This window comes from Microbulbifer maximicatervae (SeqCode) (genome assembly GCF_052467955.1).
In genome coordinates this window covers 3,299,908-3,325,815 of the sequence record NZ_CP174329.1, presented here as the reverse complement: position 1 = coordinate 3,325,815, position 25,908 = coordinate 3,299,908, and the positions used below count along the sequence as shown (strand labels likewise).

Below are 25,908 nucleotides of genomic sequence, written 5' to 3'. Positions count from 1 at the left end.
TTTGTACAGATTCACTCTCAAAATGATTAGAAAATACAATAAAAATGACTATCCAAGTGTGCTGGATATATATGCCCGTTCAAAACTCGATGAGCTACGGTTTGAAAGCCGGAGTTTCAATCTGCTGCCGCTGGATAAAGATCAAAAACGTTTGGCCCAGCTGATGGAGTCGGATATTTATGTGTACGAAAAAGGTGATGTTCTTGGCTATGGCGCGCGATATAAGAATGAGATTCGTGCACTGTTTGTGCATCCTTCGTTTAGAGGTCAGGGGGTAGGGCGGGAGTTGCTGGAGTACCTGTTAGGGGAAATCAGTGGCGCTGTACACCTGCAGGTTGCCAAAACCAACGACCCGGTGAAAAACCTGTATCGCAAATATGGTTTTGTGGTGACCAGGGAGCTGCAAACTACCTACAGCGGGGTCCCTGTACTTGCCAATGAGATGGTTCGCCCCCCCAGCGCCAACTAAATACACAAACGCCTATGCTACAGGAGTGTCAGCAGGCGTTGTTCTCAAAACATTCCTCCAGAAACCTCCAAAAGGCATCCAGCTTGGCGGAGGCGGCCCTTCTCTGCTGATACACCGCAAAAAGTGGCCTGCTTGATTGCTGCCAATCCGGCAAAACCTGAACCAAGTTACCCGCCGTCATATCCCGCTCTACCAAATAATCGTAGAGGCAAGCTATACCGGCGCCAGACAGGGCTGCTTGGTAGAGGGAATAGTAGTTATTACTGGAAAAGTAGGGCTTGGGGGCAATCGTGATCGATTCCTGCCCCTTTTGAAAAGTCCAGGAAAGTGGATCGCGGCTGTACTTGTAACACAGTAGTTGGAATTTATTGAGTTGGTCGGGGGAGGAAAAAGACTTAATCCTTGCCAGGTACTCAGGAGATGCTACCAGGAGCCGATCGTGCCGGCCGATTTGATGAGAGTAGAGCGTTGACTGGGGCTGCGCAGGTTGGGAGCGCAATGCCAGGTCAAACCCTTCACCGGTAAGATCCCGAAGCTGATCATCCAGAATCAGATCCAAACGGATATCTGGGTGCTCAGTTGTAAACTTCGGGAGCCTAGGTGCCAGCCAGAACTGCCCCAGAGCCGTTGGGGCGGTAATCCGCAACAATCCAGAGGGCTGCCCCTTGGAGCTGGTTAGGCGCTCTTCCACTTCCCTAAGATCATTAAGGACGCGCTCTGTGGTTTCCAGGTAGTCCCGCCCCGCATCCGTAAGGCTTTGGGATCGGGTAGTACGGTGAATTAGCCGAGTACCCAGTCGCTGCTCAAGCTGTTGGATGGCCTTGCTCACAGCGGACACCGTGGACCCCAATTCCCGGGCGGCACGGGTAAATGACCCCAATCGCGCCACCGTAGTGAACACCTGAATTAAGTGGAACCGGTCCAAAGGAACCTCCAATAATTTCCTGGCAGGAAAAAGTGAATATCAAAATTATGCTATTAACGCATTTATAGGAAAAAGTCACAATATCTTGGCAGATCGACAAGTTAAGAAGGGTTTCTGATGAGAGTGATTGTATTGCTATGCCTGATTTTGGTTCCCAGCGCTTTTACGCTGGCCGAGGCACCGCCAAACAGCCAGCCATTTCACGTCAAGGGGGGTGATTTTAAGTTGCCAGTGGGTTGGCACTTTGGGGAGGTTGCGGGGGTGGTCCGCAGGGAGAATGGCCACTTTGTTGTGTTTCATCGAGGGTCTCATTCGCTGTTGGAGTTCGATGGACAGCGGCGTTTTGTTCGCGAAATTGGCGCGGGACTGTTTGAAAATCCGCATGGTCTTCGTATAGACCATAAGGGCAATATTTGGACTACCGATACTGCCACGCACCTGGTATTGAAATTTGCACCTGATGGCGAAGTAGCCATGGTATTGGGGAAGCGAGGTGCAGCCAGTGAAGGCTGGTTTGATCGCGACTACAACTTGGTGCTGTTCGATCAGCCCCAAGATGTTGCAGTGGATAGAAATGGATTTATTTATGTGGTGGATAAAGGCAACAGCCGCATCGTAAAGCTGGATAAGAATGGCCTTTTGGTAACCACCTGGGGTGGTCAGGGGGAGGCCCCTGGAGAGTTTAATTTCCCTCACTCCATTGTGATTGATTCTGAGGGGCAGTTATATATTGCCGATCGTGAAAACCGCAGGGTACAGATCTTTGATTCAAAGGGTAAATATTTAACTCAATGGAGAGGAATAGGTTACCCCTATGTCCTGTTTCTCAAAGGTGATGCTTTGTGGATGACAGATGCGCGGGCCGAGGAAGTGCGACAGTACGACCTGTCTGGTGATCTCAAGATGCGCTATCAGGGCCAGCCTGGGCGGGGACAGAAGCAATTTGGCTTCGTACATGGGATCTATGTGGATGACGACGGACTTTGGGTGTCCCATATCTTGAATTGGAGCATCAATCGCTTACTGCCAGCGGATACACTACCCGCTCCGGTCATGTAGCTTTTCTTTCAAAATTTACCTGGGAGTATTTATGCCTCACTGTGTTATCCAGTGTCCTTCTAACCTACTTGAGTCGGTAGATGTTGATAGCTTACTGACTTCTATCCATGCCGCTGCAGATCAGTCTGCACTCTTTGAGCCGGGGGATATTAAAGTTCGTTTGTTACCTGTCGAGCACTATTTGGTTGGACCTGAACCAGCACCGTTTGTACACCTGGAGTGCAGTCTGCTTTCAGGTAGAAGTATTGAGCAGCGACAAAGCTTGGCTCATTTACTAGCCAAGGCCCTATGTGCAGCCGTGCCCGATGTGGAGATGGTTTCTGTAGAGGTCCGCGAGATCGTGCGAGCTACATATTGTAATCGCGCTGCATTGGGGCTCGTTGCGTAGCTTATTTCCCATTTTTAAGTGTGCCGGGTTGAACTACAAGAAAGCTTCGGCAAAAGGTACTCATTCGCACAAGTGGAGGGCTTGGCCCCCACTTGCGCACTTTCAGGCCGGTTAGAGGCAGTAGCCCCCATCAACCTTCAGGTGTGCATTTCGCATACCGGCTGAGTGATCTGTGGCCAGGTAGTGGATTGCTGGCACTATGTCATCTACCTCAAGGGCCCGGCCCAGTGGCGTTACCATCATACTCTCTGTGAGATTTTGAATGTCTGATTGGCTCATGCCGGCTTTTTCCTGGATTTCGGTCAGTGTGACTCCGGGGCGTACGCTATTTATACGAATACCCCTCACCGCTAACTCTGCATTCAGGACCTGGGCATAACCTTCAATGGCAGACTTACTCGCGCTATAAGCGGAAGTTCCCGAAAAGGTTTTCTCTACGGCAATACTTGAAAGCAAAACCACGCTGGAGGGGTTATTCATCACCGGTAGTAATTTTTGCAGTGTGAAAAAAGGTCCCTTCACATTGATATCAAAAGTGTGATCGAAGAGGGCCTCATCGGTTTCCTCAAATATCCCAGGCCTGAAAATACCGGCATTCAAGATAAGGGCATCCAGTTTAACCTCATCGTTTTGTAATTTTTTTCCCAGTTGCTCAATTTGGTCGAGTTTTCCACTATCACATAGGTGGCATGTCAGCTGGCCGCTACTCCCAAAGAGGCCCGTGATATCCTCGGCTGTTTGTTCCAGTTTTTCAGCGTTTCGGCCCGTGATGATGACTTGCCAGCCCTCGGATAAAAAGTGCTTAGCTGTTGCGAGTCCAATACCGGCAGTGCCACCAGTGATTGCGATGGTTTTTGTTTTCTGCTGGTGTCCCATAGATCCTCTCTTGCGATTGTAATGGTGCAATGAATGGCAGTTGCCAAGATTAGGCTTAGGAGGATATGTTGTTAGACCGGTATCAATAAGGCACCGTTAGGGCAACACTTTGGTTCTAATTTGGAAGCAATGAGACAGAATGCAGCATCTACATCAATACTTGGGACATTTGTACGTCTTCCGGTTGGTCATTGAGCAAGGCAGTTTTCAGGGGGCTGCTAATCAGCTGGGCTTACCTCGCTCATCAGTCAGCAAGAAGCTGGCACAGCTGGAGGGGTTTGTTGATCAGCGTCTATTGCACAGAAGTACGCGGCAATTGCGCCTTACGGATGCCGGTGCTGCTTTGTTGGAAGCAACGGAGACTATGGCTCAGCTAATGAGCAATACCGAACACCTGATCCTCTCCCACCAGGATGAAGCTGTTGGTAGAGTTAAGATAAGTTGCTCTACCTTAATGGGGCAGCGGTACTTATTGCCATCCATACCATTACTAAAGCAACGCTACCCAAAAATTACTTTTCAAGTGAACTTAAGCGATAGGGTTGTGAACTTACTGGATGAAGGCGTTGATATTGCCATTCGCACTGGGCACTTGCCGGACTCTTCATTGGTAGCGCGCCGAATAGGTGAAAAGCGTTGGGGGTGGTTTGCCAGCCCGGATTATTTGGCGAGTAGGGGGGAACCTAATTCTCCAGATGATTTAAGCCAGCATCAATGCTTAGTGTTTAGTAACCAAACAACAACCATTGACCACTGGCACTTTTCTAACGATGGTAACGAAATAAAGACTGTTGCCATTGATCCGGCGATGGTAGTCGATGATGGCCGTACATTGGTTGAATTAGCTACAATGGGTCAAGGTATAGTTATGATTGATCCTCTTCTGGTGCGCCGGGAATTAGCGGAGGGCAAGTTGATGCCTATCTTTCAGCAATGGAGAAGCCCTGAGCTGCAACCGATCCATCTAGTGTGCTTGGGAAGGTCTATAAGAAGTAAAGCGGTAGAGGTAGTTTGGCAGGCATTGGTTGAGGGCTTGCAGAGGGATTTAATTCAGCCTTAAAAGCAAATATGGCAGGGTTTTACGTATCATCTCTTTTTTTCTTTTGAATTTCCTGAAGCTTCTTTCTTTTTAATCCTCTTTTCTCTTGGTAGTAGCGCTTGTCGACATATCTAAGCAGTAGCCATAAGATAAGCGCAGCAACAATGCCAATCAGGTATCCTTTCCCGTACATACTATGTGTGACCCGCTGCTGGCCAGATTGATACTCTGTTCAACCAATCTGGTCTTTTTAGAAACCTGGTTATTAGTAGGCAAAATAGGGCAGGTAGGAACTCCAGTCGGTCCATACGAGCTGCTGGACAGTTCTATTCACACCATTGGTTTGCATGTAAAAGTTCCATTGGCCCGTTTCCTTAACACCTATTACATTTTTATTTTGCAGATTAATGGCCGCAAAGTTTGATTGAATCAAAATATAACGATTCGGGTCCAGGCCACCAACTTTAGAGGCATCGATTAGCTGAGTGACGTCTGTTCGTAAGTAGCTTCTCTGCGTGCTGGCAAATACACTGAGAGGTGTATTATTGATAATAGTTTGATTTACCTGGTTGTAACTATTAAAGGGGTGGGGCTGCAAGTGTCCCATAGAGAGCTGACCACCACCCCAGTCAAGAATGATTAAGCTACAGCCAGTTTGACGCTCGGTTACCCAAAAATCCGCATTTGCCGTATTGGGCCGTAATAGTGCGGTATACCGATTCACAGAACTGTGCCCTCGCGTTGGGGTTGTGAGAGCCTGAATGTAGATTCTACTGTCGTTATTTGGTGCTCCTGGACCGATATTGATATTTCCCAAGTTGAGTGAGAATGGAACTCGAGCCAGCTGCGTTTGATGTCCAGGTTGGAGGCCGACTTGCAACCGATAATTTTGTAGTGCAGTTTGCGGGTCAGCTTTCAGTTCTCTCAATGCATTACGCGAATTTAGTTGATCTTGCAGCGGCATAGCTTTGAACTCCATTTCATTTATGCTTGGCATAATACCGCATATTTTTGGCCGTTTTCACAGTATTTTTCTTTTCAAATTTACTCGACTTGTATTTGGCTGGTAGAGAGTTTCTATCGAATTAATTTGTACTGAGGTGCAGGTTAAATTTTGCCATGAGTTGAATGATTTTGACTCAGAAAATCTTTGTCTTGATAATGTTCGAATTGATTCAGGTTATGTTAAAGGTTTTTTTTGTGGTCGGAACGGTTGTTAAGCGAGCTATCACCTTATTTTTCGTCATATTTATTTTTGGGGTAGCAGGTATAACCTACCTGCTAAGTGGTAGTAAGGTTATTAAAACTACAGGACAAGTCTTTCAAGGGATTAAGATTCCTATTGGTGATTCGGTTATTAGATGGCGTGCCGACTTGAGTAGAATTGCTGAAAACCCGCTTCTAGAAAGGATGCAGGGGCCGGTGATCATTCAAAGCATAGATGGTTATATTTCACGGTGGTTCTGTGACGATAAAGTTAAAGAGCAGAGGTTCCTTACTAAGGAAATTGTATTGGAATGTGGGGGCGATCAAAGAACTTATTCTTTGAGGGATGGTGAAGTTGAGTTTGTCCCCTATGATGGAATAAGCCCTATAGCTGTGGTGAGTGACTTGGAAGGAGATCTAGACTTCTTTAAAAATTGGGCGAGAAACCTGGGTATTATTGATGTCGATGAAAAATGGTCTTATGGCTCAGGCCAATTAGTGATTGTAGGTGATGTCTTTGACCGGGGGCGATATGTTTATGATTTGCTCTGGTTTATCTATCATCTTGAGGAGCAAGCGGCCAATAGTGGTGGAGCTGTACATTTTCTACTAGGAAATCATGAACAGTATGCATTTACTTATAGAATTAAATCTGTAGAGGCTGAACACTTATGGGCTATAGAGCAGTTGAGGCCATATGATCAAGCTTTGGCAGAAGATACAGTTTTAGGAGCTTGGCTAAGGAGTAAAGATGTAATGCTGAAGCTTGGATCAGTACTTTTTACCCATGGAGGTATAAGCCCTCAGATGCTCAAGCAGGGGCTGAGCACCAGCGAATTTAATGGTGCCCATAGAGCCTATTTAACAGGGGCCAAGATAGATAATAGCCTGTTAGTTGGGCCTCACTCTCCAACGCAATATCGTGGCTATGCCTATGCGATGGATCAATATCCGGAGGCCGATCAGCAGTTAGTTAATGCCACTATGGAGCACTTTGACGTAAGCTATATTGTGGTAGGTCATAGCCATCAGGAAGAATTGGCTTCCAAGTTCCAGGGTAAAGTGTACTTGGTGGATAGCACTTTGTATGTACCAAAAGCATTGGTCTTTGAGTCGGGCAAACCAGTAATTCGTAATACTGGCGTAGTGCGTAAAAGTTTTATTGACAAAGATACAAAGGAAGAGCCATTTGATGTTCTAAATACTGTACATTGGATGGCTTTTTTGGGGATATTTTTGTAAGTATGTCTGTATAAAAGCGAGCATATGAGGTCGTTGTTGGGAGCTGAAATAGAGTGTTTAGGCCGACTTATTGGTATTGGCATGTTTCAACTCCATTACTCGAATTACCTCTCTAATCATAATTTTTATTGTTTGATGTATCGCTTACAACTTACAAAATGATAAAGCCAAATATGCATGTGCATTAGTAGGTAGTGTTAAAATGCGGTATATATTCAATATGATACGAGCTGGGTGATTGTGTGGAACAGGGAATTAGAAAGCTGGTTGATAATTATGAGAGCAAAGAGGGGCGATTTTTTTCCATATTTATTCAGTGTCTGATAGTTGTATCGCTAATTTCTTTTTCTGTGGGTACTATCCCTGATTTAACACCAGAACAGAGAGCTGTATTGGATCACTTCGAGTTGTTCTCAGTGATTATGTTTACTTTGGAATATATATGTCGCGTGTACGCGGCGAAAAATAGATTAGGCTTTATCTTCAGTTTTTATGGTTTGATTGATCTTATGGCGTTCTTGCCATTTTATATAGCCTCAGGAATGGATTTAAGGGCGCTTAGAATTGTTCGCTTATTTCAAGTGTTTAGGGTTTTAAAGCTATTGCGCTACAGTAAGGCAGTTGCTCGATTTAGCCGTGCATTTAGTATGGTTAAAGAGGAACTGGTATTGTTTGGAGTAACAGCTCTGATCTTGCTTTATTTGTCATCTGTAGGTATCTATTATTTTGAGAGCGCTGCTCAGCCGGAACAATTTAAATCTATCTTTCACAGTTTGTGGTGGGCAGTTACAACCTTAGCCACTGTGGGTTATGGTGACATGTATCCAGTTACTCTTGGTGGGAGAATATTTACTTTCTTTGTGCTTTTGATAGGTTTGGGGGTGATTGCAATTCCGACAGGTCTTGTCGCTTCTGCCTTATCTAAAGCCCGGATTGAAGATGTAGAAAATGATTAGTAACAAGCGCTAATAGGCCATGGCCTCTTCGTCTGTGAGGCCATCCCAGGGTATTTAATTGAACTCAATCGCTTTACTATTGATAAAGAGCTGGGTATCAACGGGTGTAGCACTGGAAACAGTTTGAAGTGACATACAGGCCTGCCGGCAACAATGCATAAATTTTACAAGTTTTTCTTCTGGCTCATCACTTTCAACAATCAAATGTATTTCCACTCTGTCCCCCTTGCCAAAGACTTCTTCCGGTTTGATACCCCAAAAATTCAAAGTGGTTGAGAACTCAGTTTTTTGCTCTAGCCTTACACTTTTTAATTTGATCCCGCCAAGTTTAGCCAGCATTTCGATGTGAGACATCATGCAAAGGGCTAGTCCTGCAGAGAAGTACATAATTGGAGATGGGGCGCTGCCTCTACCGCCGACGGCTGTGCCTTCATCACAGATAAGTTCCCATGTTCCACCATTAGGAACGTTGGAAAATATGGTGGCTTTTTTTAGATGATGCCCCTCAGGCATTTGTTCGACATTAATATGAGCGTGAAACTTCAGAAGCTCGCCTTGTTTCACCTTATCGAGGTGAGGGGGCGGGAAGGTTACTTGGTGTGCATCCTCGTCCAACTTGCGAACGATGGTGGAACTCGACATTTCCCATTGAATTGGGTCCATTTCGAGGCTCCTCTGTTTTTGTGTCTCGACTAGAGGGTCGAGTAGAGTTGATTTGTGCGCCCCTGCGGAGTTGGGTGGCAACAGCTTTAACAAAGGAGGTTAGGGTGAGAAGGGCTATATCCCCACTTGTGCCTTAAGAGTACTGGCTCTTTAGTCCAGTAGGGGGAGCGCGGTAAAGAGCGCGAGTTCATGCGCGTAGGCCAGTGCATCATTCTTGGAGTGGAAGGCCTGCGCCTGGATACTATTGCTACCGTTACTTTGGCGGGGGACCAATATTACCTGCCAGCTGGAGTGACTACTTTTACGGTCTGTGGTATGGGGTGAGTAGGAGACAACCTTAACCCCCTTGAACGCCGCTAGCGATTGCCTCTCGGTCCAGCTATGCCAGAGGGCTTGTCTCTTGGAAACATAGCTTTTTGATTCTCCATCAATGTAATGTGTTGCCCGAAAGGAGAATGTGATTACTGCGAGAAGAGTGCAGAGAGCGGTGGCCAGCCAGGAGATGGTGGAGCCCCCATCGAGAGCAAAACTTAGGCTGACAAGTAGCCAGGTCAGAGTAAACCCACCAAAGATATAGATTGGTACTTTGTTGGACTGCAGTTCCATATGTGCTGCTTTCCTATTTCCCATAAATGTAAAATTAGGTGCCAGATTTCAACCTCAGTTAGTAGGCCGCTTATTTTTATTTAGCTGATTGAAGGAAGCATACGACAGCTATCTGTTACGGCAGGGCAAAAGTACTCTTTTTGTAGGGGCTTTATCAAGTGGATAGCGTAATTTGTAGGGAGATCAAGCTGTGGCGGTTGTCTTTTCGGCAGGAAAGAGGCCCGCTATGGGCCTCTCCAGAGGGAGATCTAAGAGGAGCGTGCTTTGAGGGGCTCGCGCAGCTGTTCGGCCATGCCTAACAGCAGGGACTCAGTAGTTTCCCAATCAATACATTTATCGGTTACCGAAACGCCATACTCCATATCGCTCAGGTTTGGCAGAATTTTCTGGTTGCCGGCTTTCAGGTTACTTTCCACCATAATGCCAATAATCGACTGATTGCCATCGAGGATTTGGTGAGTCACATTGTCGACCACCAGGGGCTGTAATTCGTGGTTTTTATTGGAGTTGGCATGACTGCAATCGACCATAATGTTTGGCACGATATTAGACTTACGCAGCTCCTGCTCGCACATTGCAACACTCACTGAATCGTAATTTGGCTTGTCATTACCCCCGCGAAGTACAACGTGACCGTATGGGTTGCCTGCGGTGTGGATAATCGCAACTTGACCGTGCTTATTGATGCCGAGGAAACGATGGGGGTTGGCGACCGATTGCAGGGCATTGATAGCCACCTCCAGGCCACCATCGGTACCATTCTTGAAGCCCACGGCAGAGGATAGGCCGCTGGCCATTTCCCGGTGAGTCTGTGACTCTGTGGTTCGCGCGCCAATGGCAGACCATGAAATTAGGTCCTGCAGGTACTGAGGGGAAATTGGGTCTAGTGCTTCTGTTGCAGTAGGCAGTCCTAGCTCGGCAACATCCAATAGCAGCTTGCGGCCAATATGCAGCCCCTCCTCAATCTTAAAGGAGTCGTTCAAGTGAGGGTCGTTGATCAAGCCCTTCCAGCCAACAGTGGTGCGGGGCTTCTCAAAATAGACGCGCATTACAATTAGCAGGGTATCGGAAACCTTGTCCGCGATCGCCTTCAAGCGCTTGGCATAATCCATTGCGGCGTTCACATCGTGAACGGAGCATGGCCCGATTACCACCATCAGGCGGTGGTCTTTGCGATCTAGGATGTCGCGCACGGCGGCGCGTCCTCCAGCGACAGTCGCCTCGGCGGCATCGCTAATGGGGAGTTCTGCTTTCAGCGTCTCCGGGCTGATTAGTACTTCCTGGGAGACAACATTTAAGTCGTCGAACTGCTGTGTGGTCATGGCGTCTTCTGGTTTCTCTATTCCTTAGTGCCGCGCTGCACCTGCAGGCGGAGTACCTATCCTACTTTGCCATCAAGAATAGGGCGAGGGTTTCATTTGCAACCAAATAATTGGCCTTCTTTTGGGATGGCCATTTACTAGGGCCCCTTAAACAGGTTGGCGCAATCCGTTAGTAGAGAGTGCCCATTGCCGCCATCTTTAGCAGCCAAATGGTGGCAGATGGCATTAGCGCTTCTATGGAGTATGCAGTCAGAAGCGCAGTATTCAGAGGGCTCCTTACAGAGTAATAGCTGAAAACAATTCGCGAGTGCCAGGAGTGGGAGGCACTCGAGACAAGCCGCGGACAATTTTGATTAAGGATGCTCGATAGTTGACGTCACCGGGCGGTATTTGATTTAGGGAGCCTCTGAATAACTACGTAATACCTCTGCGGGTCTTGAAGGCTGCAGATGTTAGGCGCAGCTCGCCGCGAATGGCCGTAGCCCTTTGCAAGAGCTGCAACGCAGCAGATGCGGCCTTCAAGGCCCGCCCTTCGGGGCTTGCAGAGCGATTCACACTCCGCGTTGCGACTTCTTGAAAGGCCTAGACATTCCTGCGAAGCCGCGCCTTGATTGTGAACCACTCTGCATGCCAGAGACATCACGGAGTTATTCAGAGGCTCCTTAGCTAAATTAGCGATCTAAATCATTGAATAAGCTACACGGGCGTTGAAATTGGCGGGCAAGCTGTCTGTGAATCCCTGGATTATATCTGTGTAGTTTGCGAAGCTAGTGCTCGAGAATAGAGCCGGCTATTGCCTCCTATATGAGTCTCAAAGTTTCCCCATAAAACGAAATAATAAACTGATCAGCTATGTCTTGCATTTCAAAAAGGGCTCGTAAGTCTTTTCAACTAATTTTGAAGTGATGGCAAGCATCGATGTGAACAGCAATTGTCATTTCTGAGCATTACAGATTCTAATTTGATGAGAATTTTCTCTGCTAGACATAAAGGTGTGCTTATATCAAATTGGGCTTTATGTAAGAGCTACAACGTAGTCAAGTTGATGATTGTTGCGAATAAATTTTCTTTTTCGGTGAGGATCGTTTCCTACAAAATGTAGAAAATTGGCTCGCCTTTTCTTTGTAAGAGGTTAGGGTTTCGTATTGTGCAAAAATAGGAGTGTTAACTTTTGTGGACACTCACCTCTATCCACGTGATCAATAATTACTTTTTGATTGCGAGTGAAAAGAGCATAATTATATTTTCAATCTTTTGAAGCTGGGGTTGTGTCTTTTTCCTGTATTGGTTAAGCAAAATTTATACCTTCTTACTTTTAATTGACTAGGCTGTGTTCTGAATAACCAGAGAAGTTATGCCCAAAGCTTTGCAAACGATTTACTGCAAGAGCCTTGTTTATAATGCTGTGATATGGTTTGCAAAACCTGAGAGATAAAGAAGCGTTTTTTTAAGTGTGACTTGGCTAACCGCCTAACCTGTCTTGTCGTACTCCTTCTGATATCAAATATATTTCTAATATTGGCAGCAAGCTTAGGATCCAGTGTCCTGGTAGGTGTTGAAGTACTCAAGGTATGCCTTAATTACTTGATTAATGAGCATGGAAAGTTAACTCAAGGGAAAGCTAAGTTAAGTGCACTTATAGCTCCTTGCTTTCGTTACATAGCTAGTTATCAAGCCTGAAGAGAAGACTGATAATTTTCTATGTTCTATAAATAGCCAATAGATTTGTAAGTCTTGGTAGTCAAAAAGAGCCGTCGTGGAAAAGTTAAGTAAGTCAATAAATTTTAGTGGTAGCTTTAATTTTAAGTAAGGGTGACTCAATCAAAGAACTGGTTCACGGTACCCGCGAGGAGATACAGATAAGCTTGGTTTGTTAATTTCAGTATTTCTAAATGACAAGTAATGTTTATACGTATCAGCAAAACAAATCGCTCCGAAAAGGCATTTAAGGCCCCCCTCGTATTATTATTAAGCGCACTACTTTTTGGCTGTGGTGGCGGAGGTAGTAGTAACGATGAGACGACACCGCAAGAGAACACTGGCGGTGATAACTCGGGTGGTGGGAATTCAGGCGGTGGAAATTCGGGTGGGGGAGTGGTAGATACCCCGGATGAAGGTGATGATTCTAACACGCTGCCCATTGCCAATGATCAGTTGGTACAGATGGCCGCACACGGCCGACTTGCAAAATCTATATTTCTTGCTGCGTATGATGAAGATCTGGATTATCTAGAATATTCTATTCAGTCGGAGCCGGCGCATGGCACTTTAACAGGAAGTGGGCGTCGCTGGGAGTACCTCCCTGCAACAGACTTTACGGGTACTGATAGCTTCTCATATCTAGCGTCAGATAGTAGTGGTGCTAGTAATATTGCGACAGTTACTATTGAAGTTGCGGCAAATGATTGTGCCAGCGATTTCCTGGATGGACCAGCTGACAGCCTTCTGGTGCATGTTCCGTCTCACTTGGAATTCCGTGATGTAGCGGGTGGAACTTCTGTGATTGTTGAGGGTACTGCGCTAACAGAAAGTGCATCTTCGGATCCAGATGTAGAAGGGCGCACAATGTTTGTCAGTCGCAACGACTTTAATAATGCAGACATGACGGTGGCTCTTCCTGAGAAAGATGGCCTCGCGCATTTTAGCTTGTCTTTTAAGTTCATCCCGGATAGTACTGAAGGCGATGAAGTGATGGTGAGATCAATTGCCGATCCTAATGGTGATAATAACTCCGGCAGCTTTTATATAGGCATCAGTGATGATGTTGTTGTAGGGCAATTGGGCGGCCAAGACAGCCAGCAGTTTTCTAACGCAGAAAGTACTTTAAAAACCCGTAGCTGTAATCATGTCGCAGTTACGGTGGACAATGGCACGTTAACCGTGTACGTAAACGGTGAAGCTTCTTCTTCGATATCTGTTGATGGTGATAGCTATCCTTACTTGGGCGACATGCTGCAATTTGGGCCCTTTGCGGGAAAAATCTGGGATGCGCGACTCTATGAGCGTGTGCTGACATACGATGAAGTCATGGACCTGGGTGGCAGTAAGTGCAATGAATCCATGATTGCTACCAGCCCCTATGATGGTTACAACAACTATCTTTGTTCAACGTACCAGTGCCAATGGTGGTCGGATGATACCGACAAAACCATGGCTAATTTTGAGCATTATATTGTGGCTCAAGAGCGGGTATGGGAAAGGAATATCTTTGAAGCCGGCATGTATGGAAAAGGCGAGCTTTGCACTTACTTCAGTGATGAAGGTTCCACCCGTGATTTAGAACTCAATGACTCAATCAGTAATACGTTCGTTAAGAATTACACCCTGGAGGATAACCCGCTTACCCAATCTAACGCTCAGCACTGGATGCATGAGAACTTCCACTCCTATCAGGGTAAGCTAAACAGGGTTACAGGTGAGTCCAGTGGTAAGTACACCCTGGAATCCTCCGCAAGCTGGGGCGCGGATCACAATATCCCGGGCGTTAAAGATAGCTTGCTGGGTTACTACACCCTCCACCCACATATTACCCTTTGGGCCATTCAAGACTCTCCCGTCGATCACCAATATGGTTATGACTTTAAAGGTGGGCATCAATACGGCGCTTATATTTTCTGGTCTTGGCTGACTAATTATGCTGTGAGTAAGGACCTGATGGGGGGGGTATTCCGTGACTCCAGGGATGGACTTAACGACCTGGAAGCAGCCGATGCTTATCTAACAGCCCAAGGGCACGACATGAAGGCCCTGTTTGCAGATTTTGCCGCACAAATCACGACCTGGGATATGGTTGAGAGTGAGGCCTACCAGGTGTCGGAGGCGGCCTCTTTGAGTCGAATGTTGAGTGAGCACCCTGATGCCAGCACCCACGATAATAAGTACACTCAAACATTTGATCAGGAGGGGACGGGTAACAGCTGGACTGATATGGATACCGGTTTTGTACCAGGCTCTTGGGCTTTTAATGCCTTTAAGGTAGAAGGTATTACTGAAGACAGTAACTACACCATTGCGGTTAGGGTTGATGCTGAAAATAACCCAGCTCATGCGGACTTCCGTGGTCGTGCAGTGGTTTACAACCCATCTACCGGCTCTCGTAGTTATTATCCATTTGATATTGATAGCTCCGGGGAAGATTCAAGTACCGTAGTACCGGTACCTGCCAATCATGAACTCTATGCTCTCGTAGTCACAACTCCTGACACCTTCAGGGATTTTGAGTTTTATGATTATGATTTTGCTATCTATCCATCTGGTGGCGACGTAAATACCGATCCAGTGGGTGATACTTCAGATGAGGATGTTGTAAAAGTTGTGGTTATGGCAGGCCAGTCCAATATGGAAGGCAACAACACCCGGTTAGATCGCTTGCAAGAGCTGATTTGCCATGCCAATGCAGATTACACCTACGGCGATGTCGACTGTGGTTCTACGGCGATTAGTGATGACCAGATAACAGAGCAGTTTATCAATAATAGTGATTCGCTAGCCGATTATAACCAGAGACTTAGCGATGATAACGAAGATCCTGTGGTGCAGAAGCTCGGGCAATTCCTCTGCCGTGCAGGCAGTCTCGACTCCCATACAGGTGAAACCTGCGATAGCCGTAACTTTGATCTGACTGACCGACTCTTTGCCACCATCAGTAGATATTACTTCTCTTCTAGCGATGGCTCCTATGGGTACAACTACGATGCCTGGATGCAAATGAGTACTGCTATGGAGGTAGCTGAGATTTATACTGATGGTCACCTGGACGCAGCTCTTGAAGGTACACGAGACGATATTACTGTACTGCAGTATCAGGGTTCATTGAATGATACCGGTTCTCTCTCCTTCTCTGAGCGCCATGGTGAATTGTTCCCCAATTACGGCGTGTCTACTAACCGCTATGGACCAGAGCTCACTTTAGGGCACTATCTCGGTGAAGAGACTGAGAACGATCTGTTACTTTTAAAAGTGGTTCAGGGTGGTACTGACCTGAGAGTTGACTGGAAGGTCCCTGGCTGCCATGACTCCGCCGCTAATGAGTGGACCCAAGATGAGGAAAATCAGGAGTCTCTTTACACTGCGATGTTGGAGAAGATTGAGGCCTTGCGCGACCCTGAAGTCTTGGCTGGTTACTTTCCGCAGTATGAAAATAAGTCGATTGAAATCGATAGTTTTATCTGGTTCCAGGGTTGGAATGATGGAGGGCAAAGTGTAAATGAAAACAACTATGAGGCGAATTTGACCTGTCTGGTGAATGGCCTACGGGAAGCGCTAAATGATTATGACTTGCCCATTGTTATTGCTAAAAGCCACTATGGTGATGCCAGTGGAGCTATCCAGTCTGCCCAACAGTCTGTTGCAGACAACCTCTATAATGTTGAGGCTCATGAAACAGATGATCTCTCAGGTTATTACCATTTTGATCCAGCGGCGCATTTAGCGATAGGTAAGAGAATGAAAGAAGAGATGGATAACTTACATTGATTTAGGACTCATTTACAGGGGTTAAGTAGTGGATAAAACCATCATTCTTAAGGTTTTATCCGCTCTGGCTTTGCCTTAAAGGCTTACAAGTTAACTCCAATATACTCTCAGGTTGCCTTGCTTTGGTATATCGCTTTGCCTAGGCCAAGCGAGGTACCTAAGACCTAATTTAAGTCGTTCATTCCTCACATTATTACAATTCCTTCAACTCATCGCTGCCTTTTTCTGGACCGGGAAAGGTGGTAGTGCTACCAGTAGAATTTTCCCTGATTAATGGCACTTACTACTCGTAGCGAAGCAAAACAAGCTTTACTTTATTTTGTGAAAACGCACAGCCCGACTAGAGTTTAATCTTTATATATGCGGCTAATTATTTACTTCTACAACTGGAGGCGAATGACATATGGGAATTTTGTTAAAAATTTTCGAATTACTCACCCTCTTCAGATATTCAAGTTGATACTGTGAGCGTTGGAGTATTGAATCACAAGGGGCAAATTGATCTTTAACATCTCGTGAGTTGTATTTTAGGAATCCTCACTTCCTAGGTGTGAAGAGTTAATAGTTTCTATCCTAATAGAAAGTTATGAATATCATTTGTGAATTGATCTAATCGCAACCCTTAATACCTAACATGGATTCGTGAGGTTGTAATTGTACTTGTATGTAATCGTGCTGACCCATCACAGTAGGTTAGAGTATGAATTTTAGCTAGGCATAGCCATAATTTATTGCTATGCGATGGCGGCGTTTCAACCAGGAATGGTGATAAAGATGAGCAGGTCGGTACATGCTTTAATAATTAAGTTTGGTCTTGTTCAGGCTGGAATATCAGCTATAAGTGGGATGATTGCTCCGATTATATTCTTGTTGTTTATGAGTAAAGGAATCGAGCTTCATGAAATGGGTATATTGTTGGCAGTAGCAACAATATCCACTGTTGCTTTAGAGGTCCCGTTTGGAGCGCTTGCTGATAGATACGGGAGAAAAAAGACCTTTATAGCTGGCGAGCTGGTTCTACTGTTTGTAGTGATAGGTTTTTGGTGGTCGTCTAGCTTTGCGGAATTGATTGTATTTATGATTCTTAATGGATTGTCTATAGCTCTTTTCTCTGGAACTATTGATGCACTTTTTGTTGAGCAGTTTAAAGTGGTTTCTAGAGATGGTGAAACAAACTTGATGGAAGCCCAAGCTTCAGTAAATATTTTCCAGATGATTGGCTTAGCTGTTGGGGCAGTATTTTCAGGACTTATCCCAGTATGGTTTTCATTTGTAAGTGATAGCTACGATTTTATAGGGTTTTATGAGGTGGGTTTTGTCTTTCTTGTTCCTTTAATATTAATACATATGCTTTGTACTTTCTATTTTGTTGGTGAATCAGATTCTATGGGGGAGCCAGTTGGTTCGAATTTTTTCCGCGAGGTTCACAGTACCATTAAGAGTGCTTTTGATGTGATTGTTGAGAATCCAGTCTTTAAACCACTTTTATTAATTGACTTCATAAGCGGGGTCGCGTTCATTAGTTTAGAGCAACTTTGGCAGCCAATGCTTTCTACTTTAGTCGACAGCAAGGAAAGTCTTTGGTTGTTTGGTATTCTATTTGCGTTAAATTATGTTTGTATGGCGGTAGGGCAGGGATGCTCCATTCCCTTGTCAAGAGTTTTTAAAAATAATTATTCGAATATGCTATTGGTGCTTGAGTTCTGTACAGGACTACTATTTTTTATATTTGCAATTCAAAGTGATTTGTATGGTTTTATAGTTGTATATTTACTATTGCATGTTGTTGTTGGGATTTCGATGGCTCCAGGATCGGCAATGTTTCACGAGAAAATTCCAGAATCTAGAAGATCAACAATGCTATCGGTGAAATCTTTAATTGCACAAGGGGGTGCGACGGCAGGGGCTTTAGTGGCAGGGTATACAGCTCACTATTTTAGTATTTCTATTGCGTGGTCTATTGCTGGATTTGTGTTTATTATTTCCTCTTTCCTTTATCTATTGCCGTCTATCTCGAACTTGTCAAAAGATATGGCTATTGTGCTAAACAAGAGGTTTCAGCCACAACCCGAGTAGTACTTTCTGCGCTCAATAAAAATCTGAGTTGATGGTATGTAAATAGCTATCAATATTTTATTGATATGTGGGCTCTGAAATCTGGAATGTGCATTAATTGATGATGAGAATCTTCCTATATCCAAGTTGTATATCTCGTGCGTATAGCAGTTCATTGAATCTAGTGAGTCTCTGAATAATTCCTCAAATTAATCCAGGAATTAGAAATTAATCCAGAGAAATTAATCCAGGACATCCAAAGAACATCCAAAGAATGGAGAGTCGGAAGCTAGACAAGAATTTTTTCGCCACCACTTGGTAGCCGGTATATCTGTCTCAAAATAGATGGCAATTTGACGTTAAAAGATCATTTTGGGAGTCCATAGGGAATCAGGTGGGGTGTAGAGTCGGGAGCGATGGAATCTAGGGGCAGCTGATAAGCGGATTTCTGTAATCTAGCAGGGGGCGGGGCAAAGAAAGCGCTGGTAATCGGGCAGCCCGTGTACCCAGCGTTTATTTTGCTGCGCACAGACCTGGCGTACCGCTTCCGCCGAGCCCACCAAGCGTTTAAAGCGGCTTTCAAAATTGCGGTTTAGGTAGAGCCAGTGTTTTGGCGAAATACCCAGCCGATTTAAAATAGGTGGGATGTTTTCGGGAATAGCGCCGCGCTTTTTAGGGTGCAGCTGCCGGCCACTCCAGTCTACCAGCTCTAAATAGTGATCCAGCTGAAAAGGCAAGCCTTTAGGCATATCCCGGCGCTCTCCGCCCACCAGCGGCAGTAGGCTTTTGGGCTGCTGGCCTGAGATGGCTGTGTGGATGCGTTGCTGGATCGAAGTGTAATCGGATTAGCGATACTAGCACGGATAGGGTTGAGGTCCACGTAAGCCAGGCAGGCGGCAAGGGCTCTTTCATCCAGCAAGGCCTGAGACTTGAAAAGCCCTTCCCAGAAACGACCGGTGCAGCTGTCCTCGGCATTGGCCTGGCGGGCGATGGACTCGTTCAGGCAGCGCATAAACCAGCTGATATCGACCAGGCGTTCGCGCCAAAGGGATGTCACCTCCTGAAGTTTTTCCAGCTCGACGGCATCCAGGGCTTCACCGCGAAGATAACGTTTGCTTAGCGCAGAACCTTTGAAAAGTTGTTGCCAGCGTTCAATTATCTCGATAGTGGACCATGAGTTTGCTGTGTAGGTATCGATATAGAGCACAATATGGGTGTGATTACTCATTACCGCATAGGCAGCGATATCGAGAGCAAAGATTGAGGCCAGCTTATGCATCCTGGCCTCAATCCACCGGCGTCGGTGCTCATAGTCTTTTTCGGATTAGCATCCCTACCGCAAAGGAACGCTCTACGCACACAGCGGGAGACACAGTGATAATAGGGTGTCGCATCGAGAGAGATTTGCGTGCTGCGCGGAAGAGTCATGGATTTTTATCTTTGACTCCAGTATTTTGATCATTCTGCCTGTGTTGTGTCAATTGACTTGACGCTTTAAGCTTCTACTTTGGTGGGTGTCCAGAATTGTCTCGATACCACCTACAATGTTGAGGCTCATGAAACAGATGATCTCTCAGGTTATTACCATTTTGATCCAGCGACGCATTTAGCGATAGGTAAGCGCATGAAGGAAGAGAGAGATAACTTGCGCTGATTAAAAATCATACTCGATAGCAAGTGCGTAGATAAGGCCTCCCTGCTGAAAGTCTTATCTACGCTCACCTAGCCCACAAAGCCAAAAAACCAGTATTATCCCTTCCGTTTATCTTGTCAGATTTTTTCAAACCATACTGTATCTCGCTCTAATAGCGTGATATCAATAGCGCTATACTCAAGTAATTAATTTGCCCCATCAAAAGGTGCGTACTTTAGCGTTTGAGATAGGCGTTACATTGATTAGCTGTGTCTTCAAAATTACTTTTGCTGAAAAGTTATGTGAAGGGAATATTGATATCGGTAGAGATATAGCCTTTGGGTTTTAAGTTTAGTTACTCTAAAGTGAGTATCGATAGTAGTGCGTATCATAAGGGACCGCCACAATTCTAAGTGGCGGATTAATTCTAATAGATAGAAGTTTAGTAATATGAAAACCTTGCCTAAACATATAGGTATAGTTGGATGCTCCGCAGAAGGGGCCGCCCTTTGCTACAGAACAATATGTACTGAAAGCCCCAAAATTTTGGGGGAGTATGCGCACCCGGAAATCTCCATGCATACTCACTCTTTGGCAGACTATGTGGATCGATTGAATAACAGCGATTTGTTGGGTGTTGGTGACCTAATGCTTTCTTCAGCTAAAAAGCTCAAAGCGCAGGGTGCTGATTTCTTAATTTGTCCAGATAATACCATTCATCAGGCGTTTGAGTATGCAAAACAATTATCACCGCTACCTTGGCTCCATATTGCTGAAGTTGTAGCAGAGAGTGCGAAATCTCGCGGTTATCAAAAGCTTGGTATTTTAGGCACCAAATGGTTGGTGGAAAGTGATGTTTACCCAAAGAAAATTGAAGGGCAGAACCTTGCTTGGCTGCGACCTACAAATGAGCAGGTACACAATATAGACAGCTTAATTATGGAAGAATTGGTCTGTGGTGTCTCGACGCCAGATTCAGTAACTTACTTTCAAGAGGTAATTCAAAGTTTGAGGGCTAATGGTTGTGATGCCGTTATACTTGGATGTACAGAAATACCACTAATAGTTAGTGACTCCAACTCCCCTCTGCCTACATTGGACTCCAATTATTTATTGGCGGAGGCAGCAATTAGGTTGGCTGTTGGACGTGCAGAATATTCCTGGTAAGCGCATTAGTAGGTGCTCGATCGATATTTATAACATATAAAGCGAAGCTCTAATGTATGGATTTAGATGGCAGCAAAGCAAAAAACCATTTCACGGATAGGTTAGTATGGCTTTTGCTGCTGCCTGTATGGAAAATACGGCGGAAGTATCATACTTATCTTAAGCTGTTTTGCCGCGAAGTATTCAGTTTCAGTTGCTATCTTAACACCTGCCTTAACACGCCAAGGTAGTTATCAGCCAGCTCTACATCATCATAGTACCCACGGGCCTTAAGAAACTTATGGAGTGCCCTTAAGTTATAGGTGGGCACACCCATAAAAGCGTGATGCTCACAATGGTAGCTTAATCCATCGGTGGGGCTGACAAAGAGTAATCCTAAAATTCCCCTTGGAACCGATCGTGTATTATATTTTGGTTCCAGATGATAGAGATCTTTAACCCCGGCATGCTCAGCGATTTGACGCATTCGAATGATGGCCATATAGACTGTAAAGTAGGCTATCACCCATAGGATATACAACTGCGGAAAGCCAGAGGCCCACAACGCCGCAAACATGATACCGTTAACAAACAGGCCCCGTGTCAACTGATAATTAACTCTCTTATTTCTGCTCAACAAATCTCGACCGCTTAAAAAAAGATATAGGTTTGCCTTTAAACCAGTGATTCCCAAAAAATCTCTAATGAATTTTCTCGCTAGACTCCTTTTACTTACAGGATAATCTTTATAGTTCTTCAGATCCGGATCTTTATCTGTGCCGGCATTTCGATGATGTTTTAGATGGCTCTTAATATAGGTATCACCATCCATCAATAAAAATGGTGAAGATAACCACTTAGCAACGAATTTATTATAGGCCCGGGTTGCGAAAAGCGTTTTATGACTGGCTTCATGCATGATTGCGGCTAAGGCCTGTTGACGCCCAGCAAGCAAGAATACTGCTGCAATATATACGTACCAATACGGTAATAGTGCTGCAATAACAAAAATACTAACGATGCTAATCCAAGCGCTTGCTACTATCCACCAAGCTCTGGCATCACTACGCTGCAGAAAAGGCTTGAGTTCTTCTTTGCTAATTGGGATGTTCATTGAGGAGTACCTTGTTGTGATTATTAGTCAACACCTAACTTCTTCAACTGTTCCAGCCAAATGTTACGGCCAACACGATCGTACTTACGCACGATATTCTTCAATTCTTGGTACTTCTCTTGCGGTCTTATTATCTTTGGGAGTAGAGGATCAATCGCTAGGCGATGAATGGCCTCACCACCCAACCGGCATGTTTCTGATAATGTTGTATAAATAGGTTTATTTGACAGAGTCTTAAGGCTGTTCTCAAGGGACCGCACGAGATCGTCATATTCGCTATCAAGCCTTTCGATATCCCATAGCTGGTGAGCCCATTGAGAGACTAATGAATCGGGAACCTCATGCAATACAAAACAGTTAGCCCCTACCTCAAGTCCAAGAGTATCTAATGAAGCGATTATTTCAGTATGGGCGAGTTTTAGATTGTTGGGTCGTACCCACAGGTGATCGAGGCCTACGGAAAAACCATACCATTGGAGAACCGATAATGACTTTCTACGAACCGTACGTGATATTCCTTTAGGTAAGTGACAAGTAAGCCAACTACCGTCCCAAGTTTCATAATGAAAAGTATCATGTTGCCAGCGGTTGATAAAAGCGCGTTTGGCGATCGCTTTTTCTGTTAAACGGTACACTCCCCGCCCATCATGGCTGACCAATTCGGTACTCACCAATCTATTTAATGTTACTCGTAGACTATTGATAGAAATGTCAAATGCATCAGATATAAAGCTGAGCTGACTGGTTCCAAGCTCGTGTCGCTTGTTTACGCCCATCAGGTCCAGTAGGACATTTTTGGGGGTAGGCTCATACGTAAACTGATACATAATGATATTTCTGACAATAATCCTGGTTTTTGTTCTACGTGATATTACAGAGTAGAGCATAACTTGCAAGACATTGTAATCTTTGGGTTAAACAAATAGACGCTTAAATCCACGGTAATGCCATCTGATCCTACCCACCAAAGACGGACACTCTCTTAAGCGATAAACTACGCAGCAGAGGTGCCCTATGACACGATCAAGTAAATCAACCAAAACCACTCGTAAAAAATACTCAGAGGAATATAGAAAAGATGCCCTAGCACTGGCGGTCAAGGTAGGGGTAAGCGTTGCCGCTAAACAGCTTGGGTTACATCCTTCCCAGATTTACGGATGGCGAAGCAAGGCTAAGTTACATCAGAGCCGAGGGGATGCCGAGAGAGAGCTGGCCACAGAGAATGCTCGCCTTAAGCGGCAGCTGGCTGAGCAGGCAGAGGAGCTGGCGATCTTAAAAAAGGCCGCAGCGTACTTTGCAAAGAGCCTGAAATGAGGTACGCCTTCATGCTAAAGCACAGGCATAAGTTCAGCATCAAAGCGATGGCTAAGGTATTGAGCGTATCTCGCAGTGGGTTTTACGATTGGGTGTCAAGATCGGCCGATCAATCCAAGCGCCAGCAGTACCAAATGGAGCTTGATGGTTTGGTACAGCAGCGCTTTATAGCCAGTAAAGAACGTAGTGGCGCCCCTCGCCTGACGAGGGAATTGGCCAGTGAGGGGAGTAAATATAATCAAAAAACAGTTGCTGCCAGCATGCGTCGACAGGGCCTACGGGCTAAAGCCGCCAAGAGATATAAAGCCACAACCTACTCAAAACATGGTCTGCCAGTGGCCCCAAATCTGCTCGAGCAGAACTTCAATACTGAAGCGCCGAATCAGAAATGGGTCGGGGATATTACCTACCTACGAACAGAAGAGGGTTGGTTATATCTGGCTGTAGTGATAGACCTATATAGTCGGCTGGTTATTGGTTGGGCGATGTCAGAAACGATGACAGCTACATTGGTCTGTGACGCCCTTCAAATGGCTTTATGGCGACGTAAGAAACCTACAAATGTTATCGTGCATACTGACAGGGGAAGCCAATATTGCTCTAAAGATTATCAATCTTTAATTACAGCTTATGATCTGCGGTGCAGCATGAGCGCCAAAGGTAACTGCTATGATAACGCCTGCGCAGAAACGTTCTTCCACTCACTTAAGGTAGAAGTAATCCATGGTAACCGCTTTCCTACAAGGTGCCTCATGCGGGAAACCGTATTTGAGTATATAGAAATAGACTACAATCGAAATCGCTTACACAGCGCCAATGGCTATCTCAGCCCTGAGGCGTTTGAGGAACAACTAGTCGCTTAGTGGTGTGTCCGTTGTTGGTGGGTAGGATCAGTTCTCCTTGCTGGCACTCCTGGAGAGGCTAAGGCAATTGGTCGCGGGGTACTTGGATTCCAGCAAGAAATATGGAATGAGAAACGATTTGAGATTGTGGTAAATGCTAATCTTGCCAAGTTTTCTCAAAATTCTGAGCTAAAGCAATTTTTGCTTAATACAGAAAACAGAGTATTAGTTGAGGCTAGTCCAGTAGATAGAATATGGGGCATTGGTCTGGCCCAAGATCATTCTGCGTCAGAAAATCCTAACGATTGGAAAGGCCTTAATCTTTTAGGGTTCGCACTTATGGAAGTGAGAGCCAGGCTAACAGGCATCTAAAATAGCTTGAGGGTGTAGAATAGGGGAAGGTGGGTGCCGAGCTGTCAGTACGAGGTAACTCCTCGGATCACACAAATGCATAGTGCCAAAATTAATTTAGTACTCTAGTTTCTAATTCTTCGCTCAGAGCGGGATTTCCAAGTCGTGAACCTCTAAAGCCAAATCAGCACAAGAAGTTCACGATAACCAGCCCAGGTAGCCTTAGATCCGTGGCAGCCACATTCCCATCGTAGCAGCAAAAATACCAATGGCCATAAACACGGTCAGCGGCACTAGTGTACTGACAAACGCAATCTGGGTACCCTGTGCGGCTCCACGCTTTTGACAGTGAAAATACCATTCCAGCATGGCCAGTGGGAGCAGGTATTGGCCGAAGCCCAGTGCATATAGGAAAGGCCCGGTAAAGGATTTCCAGTCAATCCCCCAGCCGCCGGTTAGCATTGCCCAGCCCATCAAGGCTACACGAAAAAACCACACTGCACTTGCTGCCATAAAAAGACGCAAGGCCCAGCGGCGGTGCTCAGCAATGCGTCTGGCCATCGCAGTCTGCACTGCCAGAAAGGCAAATAACAGAATCAGTATGCCGTCCATTGTAATGCTGATCTGCGACACCAGGTTGCCAAAGGTGTGCCGCGTCCAGGTCATGTAGAGCCCCGCAATACTGGCTATGACAGCGGTCAGCAGATAGCTGCGTCCCAGCCAGCGGTGGAAGTTAGGGGCATGGCGCCGCACCGAAGGGATTAGCTGAAGTGGACCACCGCCAATGACAATCGCGGCCAATAGCACGTGGCTCACCGAAGCCAGGTTGCCTAAAATATCTCCCTCGCGGAAGCCTGCCGGCAGGTGCAGCCCTTTCAAGCCATGCACTCCTGATTCGGCAATGGGTGGGTAGAAGACGGCCAGGATATAGGCGAAGAAGATCGCATGGCCGATAGCCGCGATGCAGAACCAGGTTTTTACCGACAGGTTAACTGCCCGCCGGGTGTCGAATGGTCGCGGTAGTGTTTGGCTGAGTACAGCGTCGTTCATGGGGTTCTCCAGGCGATTATGGTCCGCATTGGGTCTGAGTGTGCTTGCCGAGCATGTTCTGCTTTTTCAGACCTACGCACATCGGCCGCAGGCAGGAATCGAACTCCCCCAAAAGGTGGAGAGTTTGCCGTATCCGTCTCCCCCGAAAGTCCCATGACAGCTGGTTGCCCCTGGTTT

21 protein-coding genes and 1 pseudogene are annotated in these 25,908 nt (G+C 45.7%); 11 read left to right on the top strand and 11 right to left on the bottom strand.

All coding sequences use genetic code 11. From position 1 onward, the window contains the following. Positions 1-22: 22 nt before the first annotated feature. Complete coding sequence (locus ACJJI5_RS14305; protein ID WP_445354410.1) at positions 23-469, top strand: GNAT family N-acetyltransferase; 447 nt, start codon at positions 23-25, stop codon at positions 467-469. 28 nt (positions 470-497) lie between these two features. On the opposite strand, the gene ACJJI5_RS14300 is transcribed toward ACJJI5_RS14305, so the two are convergent. Then, positions 498-1,394, bottom strand: a complete 897-nt coding sequence (locus ACJJI5_RS14300; protein ID WP_282933124.1) for a LysR family transcriptional regulator — start codon at positions 1,392-1,394, stop codon at positions 498-500. Between the two features lie 117 nt (positions 1,395-1,511). On the opposite strand from ACJJI5_RS14300, the gene ACJJI5_RS14295 reads away from it, so the two are divergent. After that, positions 1,512-2,453 (top strand): peptidyl-alpha-hydroxyglycine alpha-amidating lyase family protein, encoded by a 942-nt coding sequence (locus ACJJI5_RS14295; RefSeq protein ID WP_282933123.1) that lies wholly within the window; start codon positions 1,512-1,514, stop codon positions 2,451-2,453. Between the two features lie 31 nt (positions 2,454-2,484). Continuing rightward, positions 2,485-2,841, top strand: coding sequence for a 5-carboxymethyl-2-hydroxymuconate Delta-isomerase (locus ACJJI5_RS14290; RefSeq protein WP_444894103.1), 357 nt, complete (start codon positions 2,485-2,487; stop codon positions 2,839-2,841). A gap of 111 nt (positions 2,842-2,952) precedes the next feature. Here the strand turns inward: ACJJI5_RS14290 and ACJJI5_RS14285 are convergent, their stop codons facing one another. Continuing rightward, positions 2,953-3,717: an SDR family NAD(P)-dependent oxidoreductase gene (locus ACJJI5_RS14285; protein WP_445354409.1), complete on the bottom strand. Its 765-nt coding sequence runs from the start codon at positions 3,715-3,717 to the stop codon at positions 2,953-2,955. A 139-nt stretch (positions 3,718-3,856) separates the two neighbouring features. Here ACJJI5_RS14285 and ACJJI5_RS14280 point away from each other — a divergent pair, with 139 nt between their 5' ends. Beyond that, entirely contained in the window at positions 3,857-4,777 is a 921-nt protein-coding gene (locus tag ACJJI5_RS14280) for a LysR family transcriptional regulator (protein ID WP_445354408.1), read from the top strand. A gap of 244 nt (positions 4,778-5,021) precedes the next feature. On the opposite strand, the gene ACJJI5_RS14275 is transcribed toward ACJJI5_RS14280, so the two are convergent. Next, the gene (locus ACJJI5_RS14275) at positions 5,022-5,720 is read right to left on the bottom strand and encodes a hypothetical protein (protein WP_444932998.1); all 699 of its coding nucleotides are present in this window, start codon (positions 5,718-5,720) and stop codon (positions 5,022-5,024) included. Positions 5,721-5,890: 170 nt separating this feature from the next. Here ACJJI5_RS14275 and ACJJI5_RS14270 point away from each other — a divergent pair, with 170 nt between their 5' ends. Together ACJJI5_RS14270 and ACJJI5_RS14265 are read left to right on the top strand one after the other, a co-directional pair. After that, a complete protein-coding gene (locus ACJJI5_RS14270) occupies positions 5,891-7,204 on the top strand; it encodes a metallophosphoesterase (RefSeq protein WP_445354407.1) in 1,314 nt (437 codons plus the stop codon). 242 nt (positions 7,205-7,446) lie between these two features. Next, entirely contained in the window at positions 7,447-8,160 is a 714-nt protein-coding gene (locus ACJJI5_RS14265; protein WP_445354406.1) for an ion transporter, read from the top strand. 54 nt (positions 8,161-8,214) lie between these two features. On the opposite strand, the gene ACJJI5_RS14260 is transcribed toward ACJJI5_RS14265, so the two are convergent. The 3 genes from ACJJI5_RS14260 to ACJJI5_RS14250 all read right to left on the bottom strand — a co-directional run bounded on the left by ACJJI5_RS14260 (position 8,215) and on the right by ACJJI5_RS14250 (position 10,751). Next, complete coding sequence (locus ACJJI5_RS14260) at positions 8,215-8,823, bottom strand: OsmC-related (seleno)protein (protein WP_445354405.1); 609 nt, start codon at positions 8,821-8,823, stop codon at positions 8,215-8,217. Between the two features lie 150 nt (positions 8,824-8,973). Continuing rightward, a complete protein-coding gene (locus ACJJI5_RS14255) occupies positions 8,974-9,429 on the bottom strand; it encodes a hypothetical protein (protein ID WP_444905495.1) in 456 nt (151 codons plus the stop codon). A gap of 248 nt (positions 9,430-9,677) precedes the next feature. After that, the gene (locus ACJJI5_RS14250; protein ID WP_413665536.1) at positions 9,678-10,751 is read right to left on the bottom strand and encodes a 3-deoxy-7-phosphoheptulonate synthase; all 1,074 of its coding nucleotides are present in this window, start codon (positions 10,749-10,751) and stop codon (positions 9,678-9,680) included. Positions 10,752-12,653: 1,902 nt separating this feature from the next. Between ACJJI5_RS14250 and ACJJI5_RS14245 the strand changes: the two genes are divergently transcribed. Further along, positions 12,654-16,226: a sialate O-acetylesterase gene (locus tag ACJJI5_RS14245; protein WP_445354404.1), complete on the top strand. Its 3,573-nt coding sequence runs from the start codon at positions 12,654-12,656 to the stop codon at positions 16,224-16,226. Positions 16,227-17,000: 774 nt separating this feature from the next. Further along, positions 17,001-18,302, top strand: coding sequence for an MFS transporter (locus ACJJI5_RS14240; RefSeq protein WP_444897543.1), 1,302 nt, complete (start codon positions 17,001-17,003; stop codon positions 18,300-18,302). A 434-nt stretch (positions 18,303-18,736) separates the two neighbouring features. On the opposite strand, the gene ACJJI5_RS14235 is transcribed toward ACJJI5_RS14240, so the two are convergent. Together ACJJI5_RS14235 and ACJJI5_RS14230 are read right to left on the bottom strand one after the other, a co-directional pair. Next, positions 18,737-19,030, bottom strand: coding sequence for a hypothetical protein (locus ACJJI5_RS14235; protein WP_445354403.1), 294 nt, complete (start codon positions 19,028-19,030; stop codon positions 18,737-18,739). After that, complete coding sequence (locus tag ACJJI5_RS14230) at positions 18,991-19,560, bottom strand: nitrogen fixation protein NifB (protein ID WP_444897541.1); 570 nt, start codon at positions 19,558-19,560, stop codon at positions 18,991-18,993. The genes ACJJI5_RS14235 and ACJJI5_RS14230 overlap by 40 nt, the downstream gene beginning before the upstream one ends. 804 nt (positions 19,561-20,364) lie before the next feature. Here ACJJI5_RS14230 and ACJJI5_RS14225 point away from each other — a divergent pair. Next, complete coding sequence (locus tag ACJJI5_RS14225; protein WP_445354402.1) at positions 20,365-21,081, top strand: aspartate/glutamate racemase family protein; 717 nt, start codon at positions 20,365-20,367, stop codon at positions 21,079-21,081. 196 nt (positions 21,082-21,277) lie between these two features. On the opposite strand, the gene ACJJI5_RS14220 is transcribed toward ACJJI5_RS14225, so the two are convergent. Further along, the gene (locus tag ACJJI5_RS14220) at positions 21,278-22,174 is read right to left on the bottom strand and encodes a fatty acid desaturase family protein (protein WP_445354401.1); all 897 of its coding nucleotides are present in this window, start codon (positions 22,172-22,174) and stop codon (positions 21,278-21,280) included. Between the two features lie 23 nt (positions 22,175-22,197). After that, positions 22,198-23,001: a hypothetical protein gene (locus ACJJI5_RS14215; RefSeq protein WP_444912878.1), complete on the bottom strand. Its 804-nt coding sequence runs from the start codon at positions 22,999-23,001 to the stop codon at positions 22,198-22,200. A gap of 187 nt (positions 23,002-23,188) precedes the next feature. Here ACJJI5_RS14215 and ACJJI5_RS14210 point away from each other — a divergent pair. Together ACJJI5_RS14210 and ybiA are read left to right on the top strand one after the other, a co-directional pair. Further along, a protein-coding gene (locus tag ACJJI5_RS14210) for an IS3 family transposase (RefSeq protein WP_444897071.1) occupies positions 23,189-24,351 on the top strand; the annotation gives its coding sequence in 2 pieces (ribosomal slippage) (positions 23,189-23,447 and positions 23,447-24,351; 1,164 coding nt in all). Positions 24,352-24,390: 39 nt separating this feature from the next. Further along, positions 24,391-24,702, top strand: a pseudogene (gene ybiA / locus ACJJI5_RS14205) (riboflavin biosynthesis intermediates N-glycosidase); the annotation flags it as partial. A 201-nt stretch (positions 24,703-24,903) separates the two neighbouring features. Here the strand turns inward: ybiA and ACJJI5_RS14200 are convergent. Further along, positions 24,904-25,731 (bottom strand): DUF2306 domain-containing protein, encoded by an 828-nt coding sequence (locus tag ACJJI5_RS14200; protein ID WP_444897061.1) that lies wholly within the window; start codon positions 25,729-25,731, stop codon positions 24,904-24,906. Between the last annotated feature and the right edge of the window lie 177 nt (positions 25,732-25,908).

Bases quoted from the DNA above. Each gene is read 5' to 3' on its own strand.
- ACJJI5_RS14305 (WP_445354410.1), top strand. From the start codon at position 23: ATGATTAGAAAATACAATAAAAATGACTATCCAAGTGTGCTGGATATA.
- ACJJI5_RS14295 (WP_282933123.1), top strand. From the start codon at position 1,512: ATGAGAGTGATTGTATTGCTATGCCTGATTTTGGTTCCCAGCGCTTTT.
- ACJJI5_RS14290 (WP_444894103.1), top strand. From the start codon at position 2,485: ATGCCTCACTGTGTTATCCAGTGTCCTTCTAACCTACTTGAGTCGGTA.
- ACJJI5_RS14285 (WP_445354409.1), bottom strand. From the start codon at position 3,717: ATGGGACACCAGCAGAAAACAAAAACCATCGCAATCACTGGTGGCACT.
- ACJJI5_RS14280 (WP_445354408.1), top strand. From the start codon at position 3,857: ATGCAGCATCTACATCAATACTTGGGACATTTGTACGTCTTCCGGTTG.
- ACJJI5_RS14275 (WP_444932998.1), bottom strand. From the start codon at position 5,720: ATGCCGCTGCAAGATCAACTAAATTCGCGTAATGCATTGAGAGAACTG.
- ACJJI5_RS14260 (WP_445354405.1), bottom strand. From the start codon at position 8,823: ATGGACCCAATTCAATGGGAAATGTCGAGTTCCACCATCGTTCGCAAG.
- ACJJI5_RS14255 (WP_444905495.1), bottom strand. From the start codon at position 9,429: ATGGAACTGCAGTCCAACAAAGTACCAATCTATATCTTTGGTGGGTTT.
- ACJJI5_RS14250 (WP_413665536.1), bottom strand. From the start codon at position 10,751: ATGACCACACAGCAGTTCGACGACTTAAATGTTGTCTCCCAGGAAGTA.
- ACJJI5_RS14245 (WP_445354404.1), top strand. From the start codon at position 12,654: ATGTTTATACGTATCAGCAAAACAAATCGCTCCGAAAAGGCATTTAAG.
- ACJJI5_RS14240 (WP_444897543.1), top strand. From the start codon at position 17,001: ATGAGCAGGTCGGTACATGCTTTAATAATTAAGTTTGGTCTTGTTCAG.
- ACJJI5_RS14235 (WP_445354403.1), bottom strand. From the start codon at position 19,030: ATGCCTAAAGGCTTGCCTTTTCAGCTGGATCACTATTTAGAGCTGGTA.
- ACJJI5_RS14230 (WP_444897541.1), bottom strand. From the start codon at position 19,560: ATGCATAAGCTGGCCTCAATCTTTGCTCTCGATATCGCTGCCTATGCG.
- ACJJI5_RS14225 (WP_445354402.1), top strand. From the start codon at position 20,365: ATGAAAACCTTGCCTAAACATATAGGTATAGTTGGATGCTCCGCAGAA.
- ACJJI5_RS14220 (WP_445354401.1), bottom strand. From the start codon at position 22,174: ATGAACATCCCAATTAGCAAAGAAGAACTCAAGCCTTTTCTGCAGCGT.
- ACJJI5_RS14215 (WP_444912878.1), bottom strand. From the start codon at position 23,001: ATGTATCAGTTTACGTATGAGCCTACCCCCAAAAATGTCCTACTGGAC.
- ACJJI5_RS14200 (WP_444897061.1), bottom strand. From the start codon at position 25,731: ATGAACGACGCTGTACTCAGCCAAACACTACCGCGACCATTCGACACC.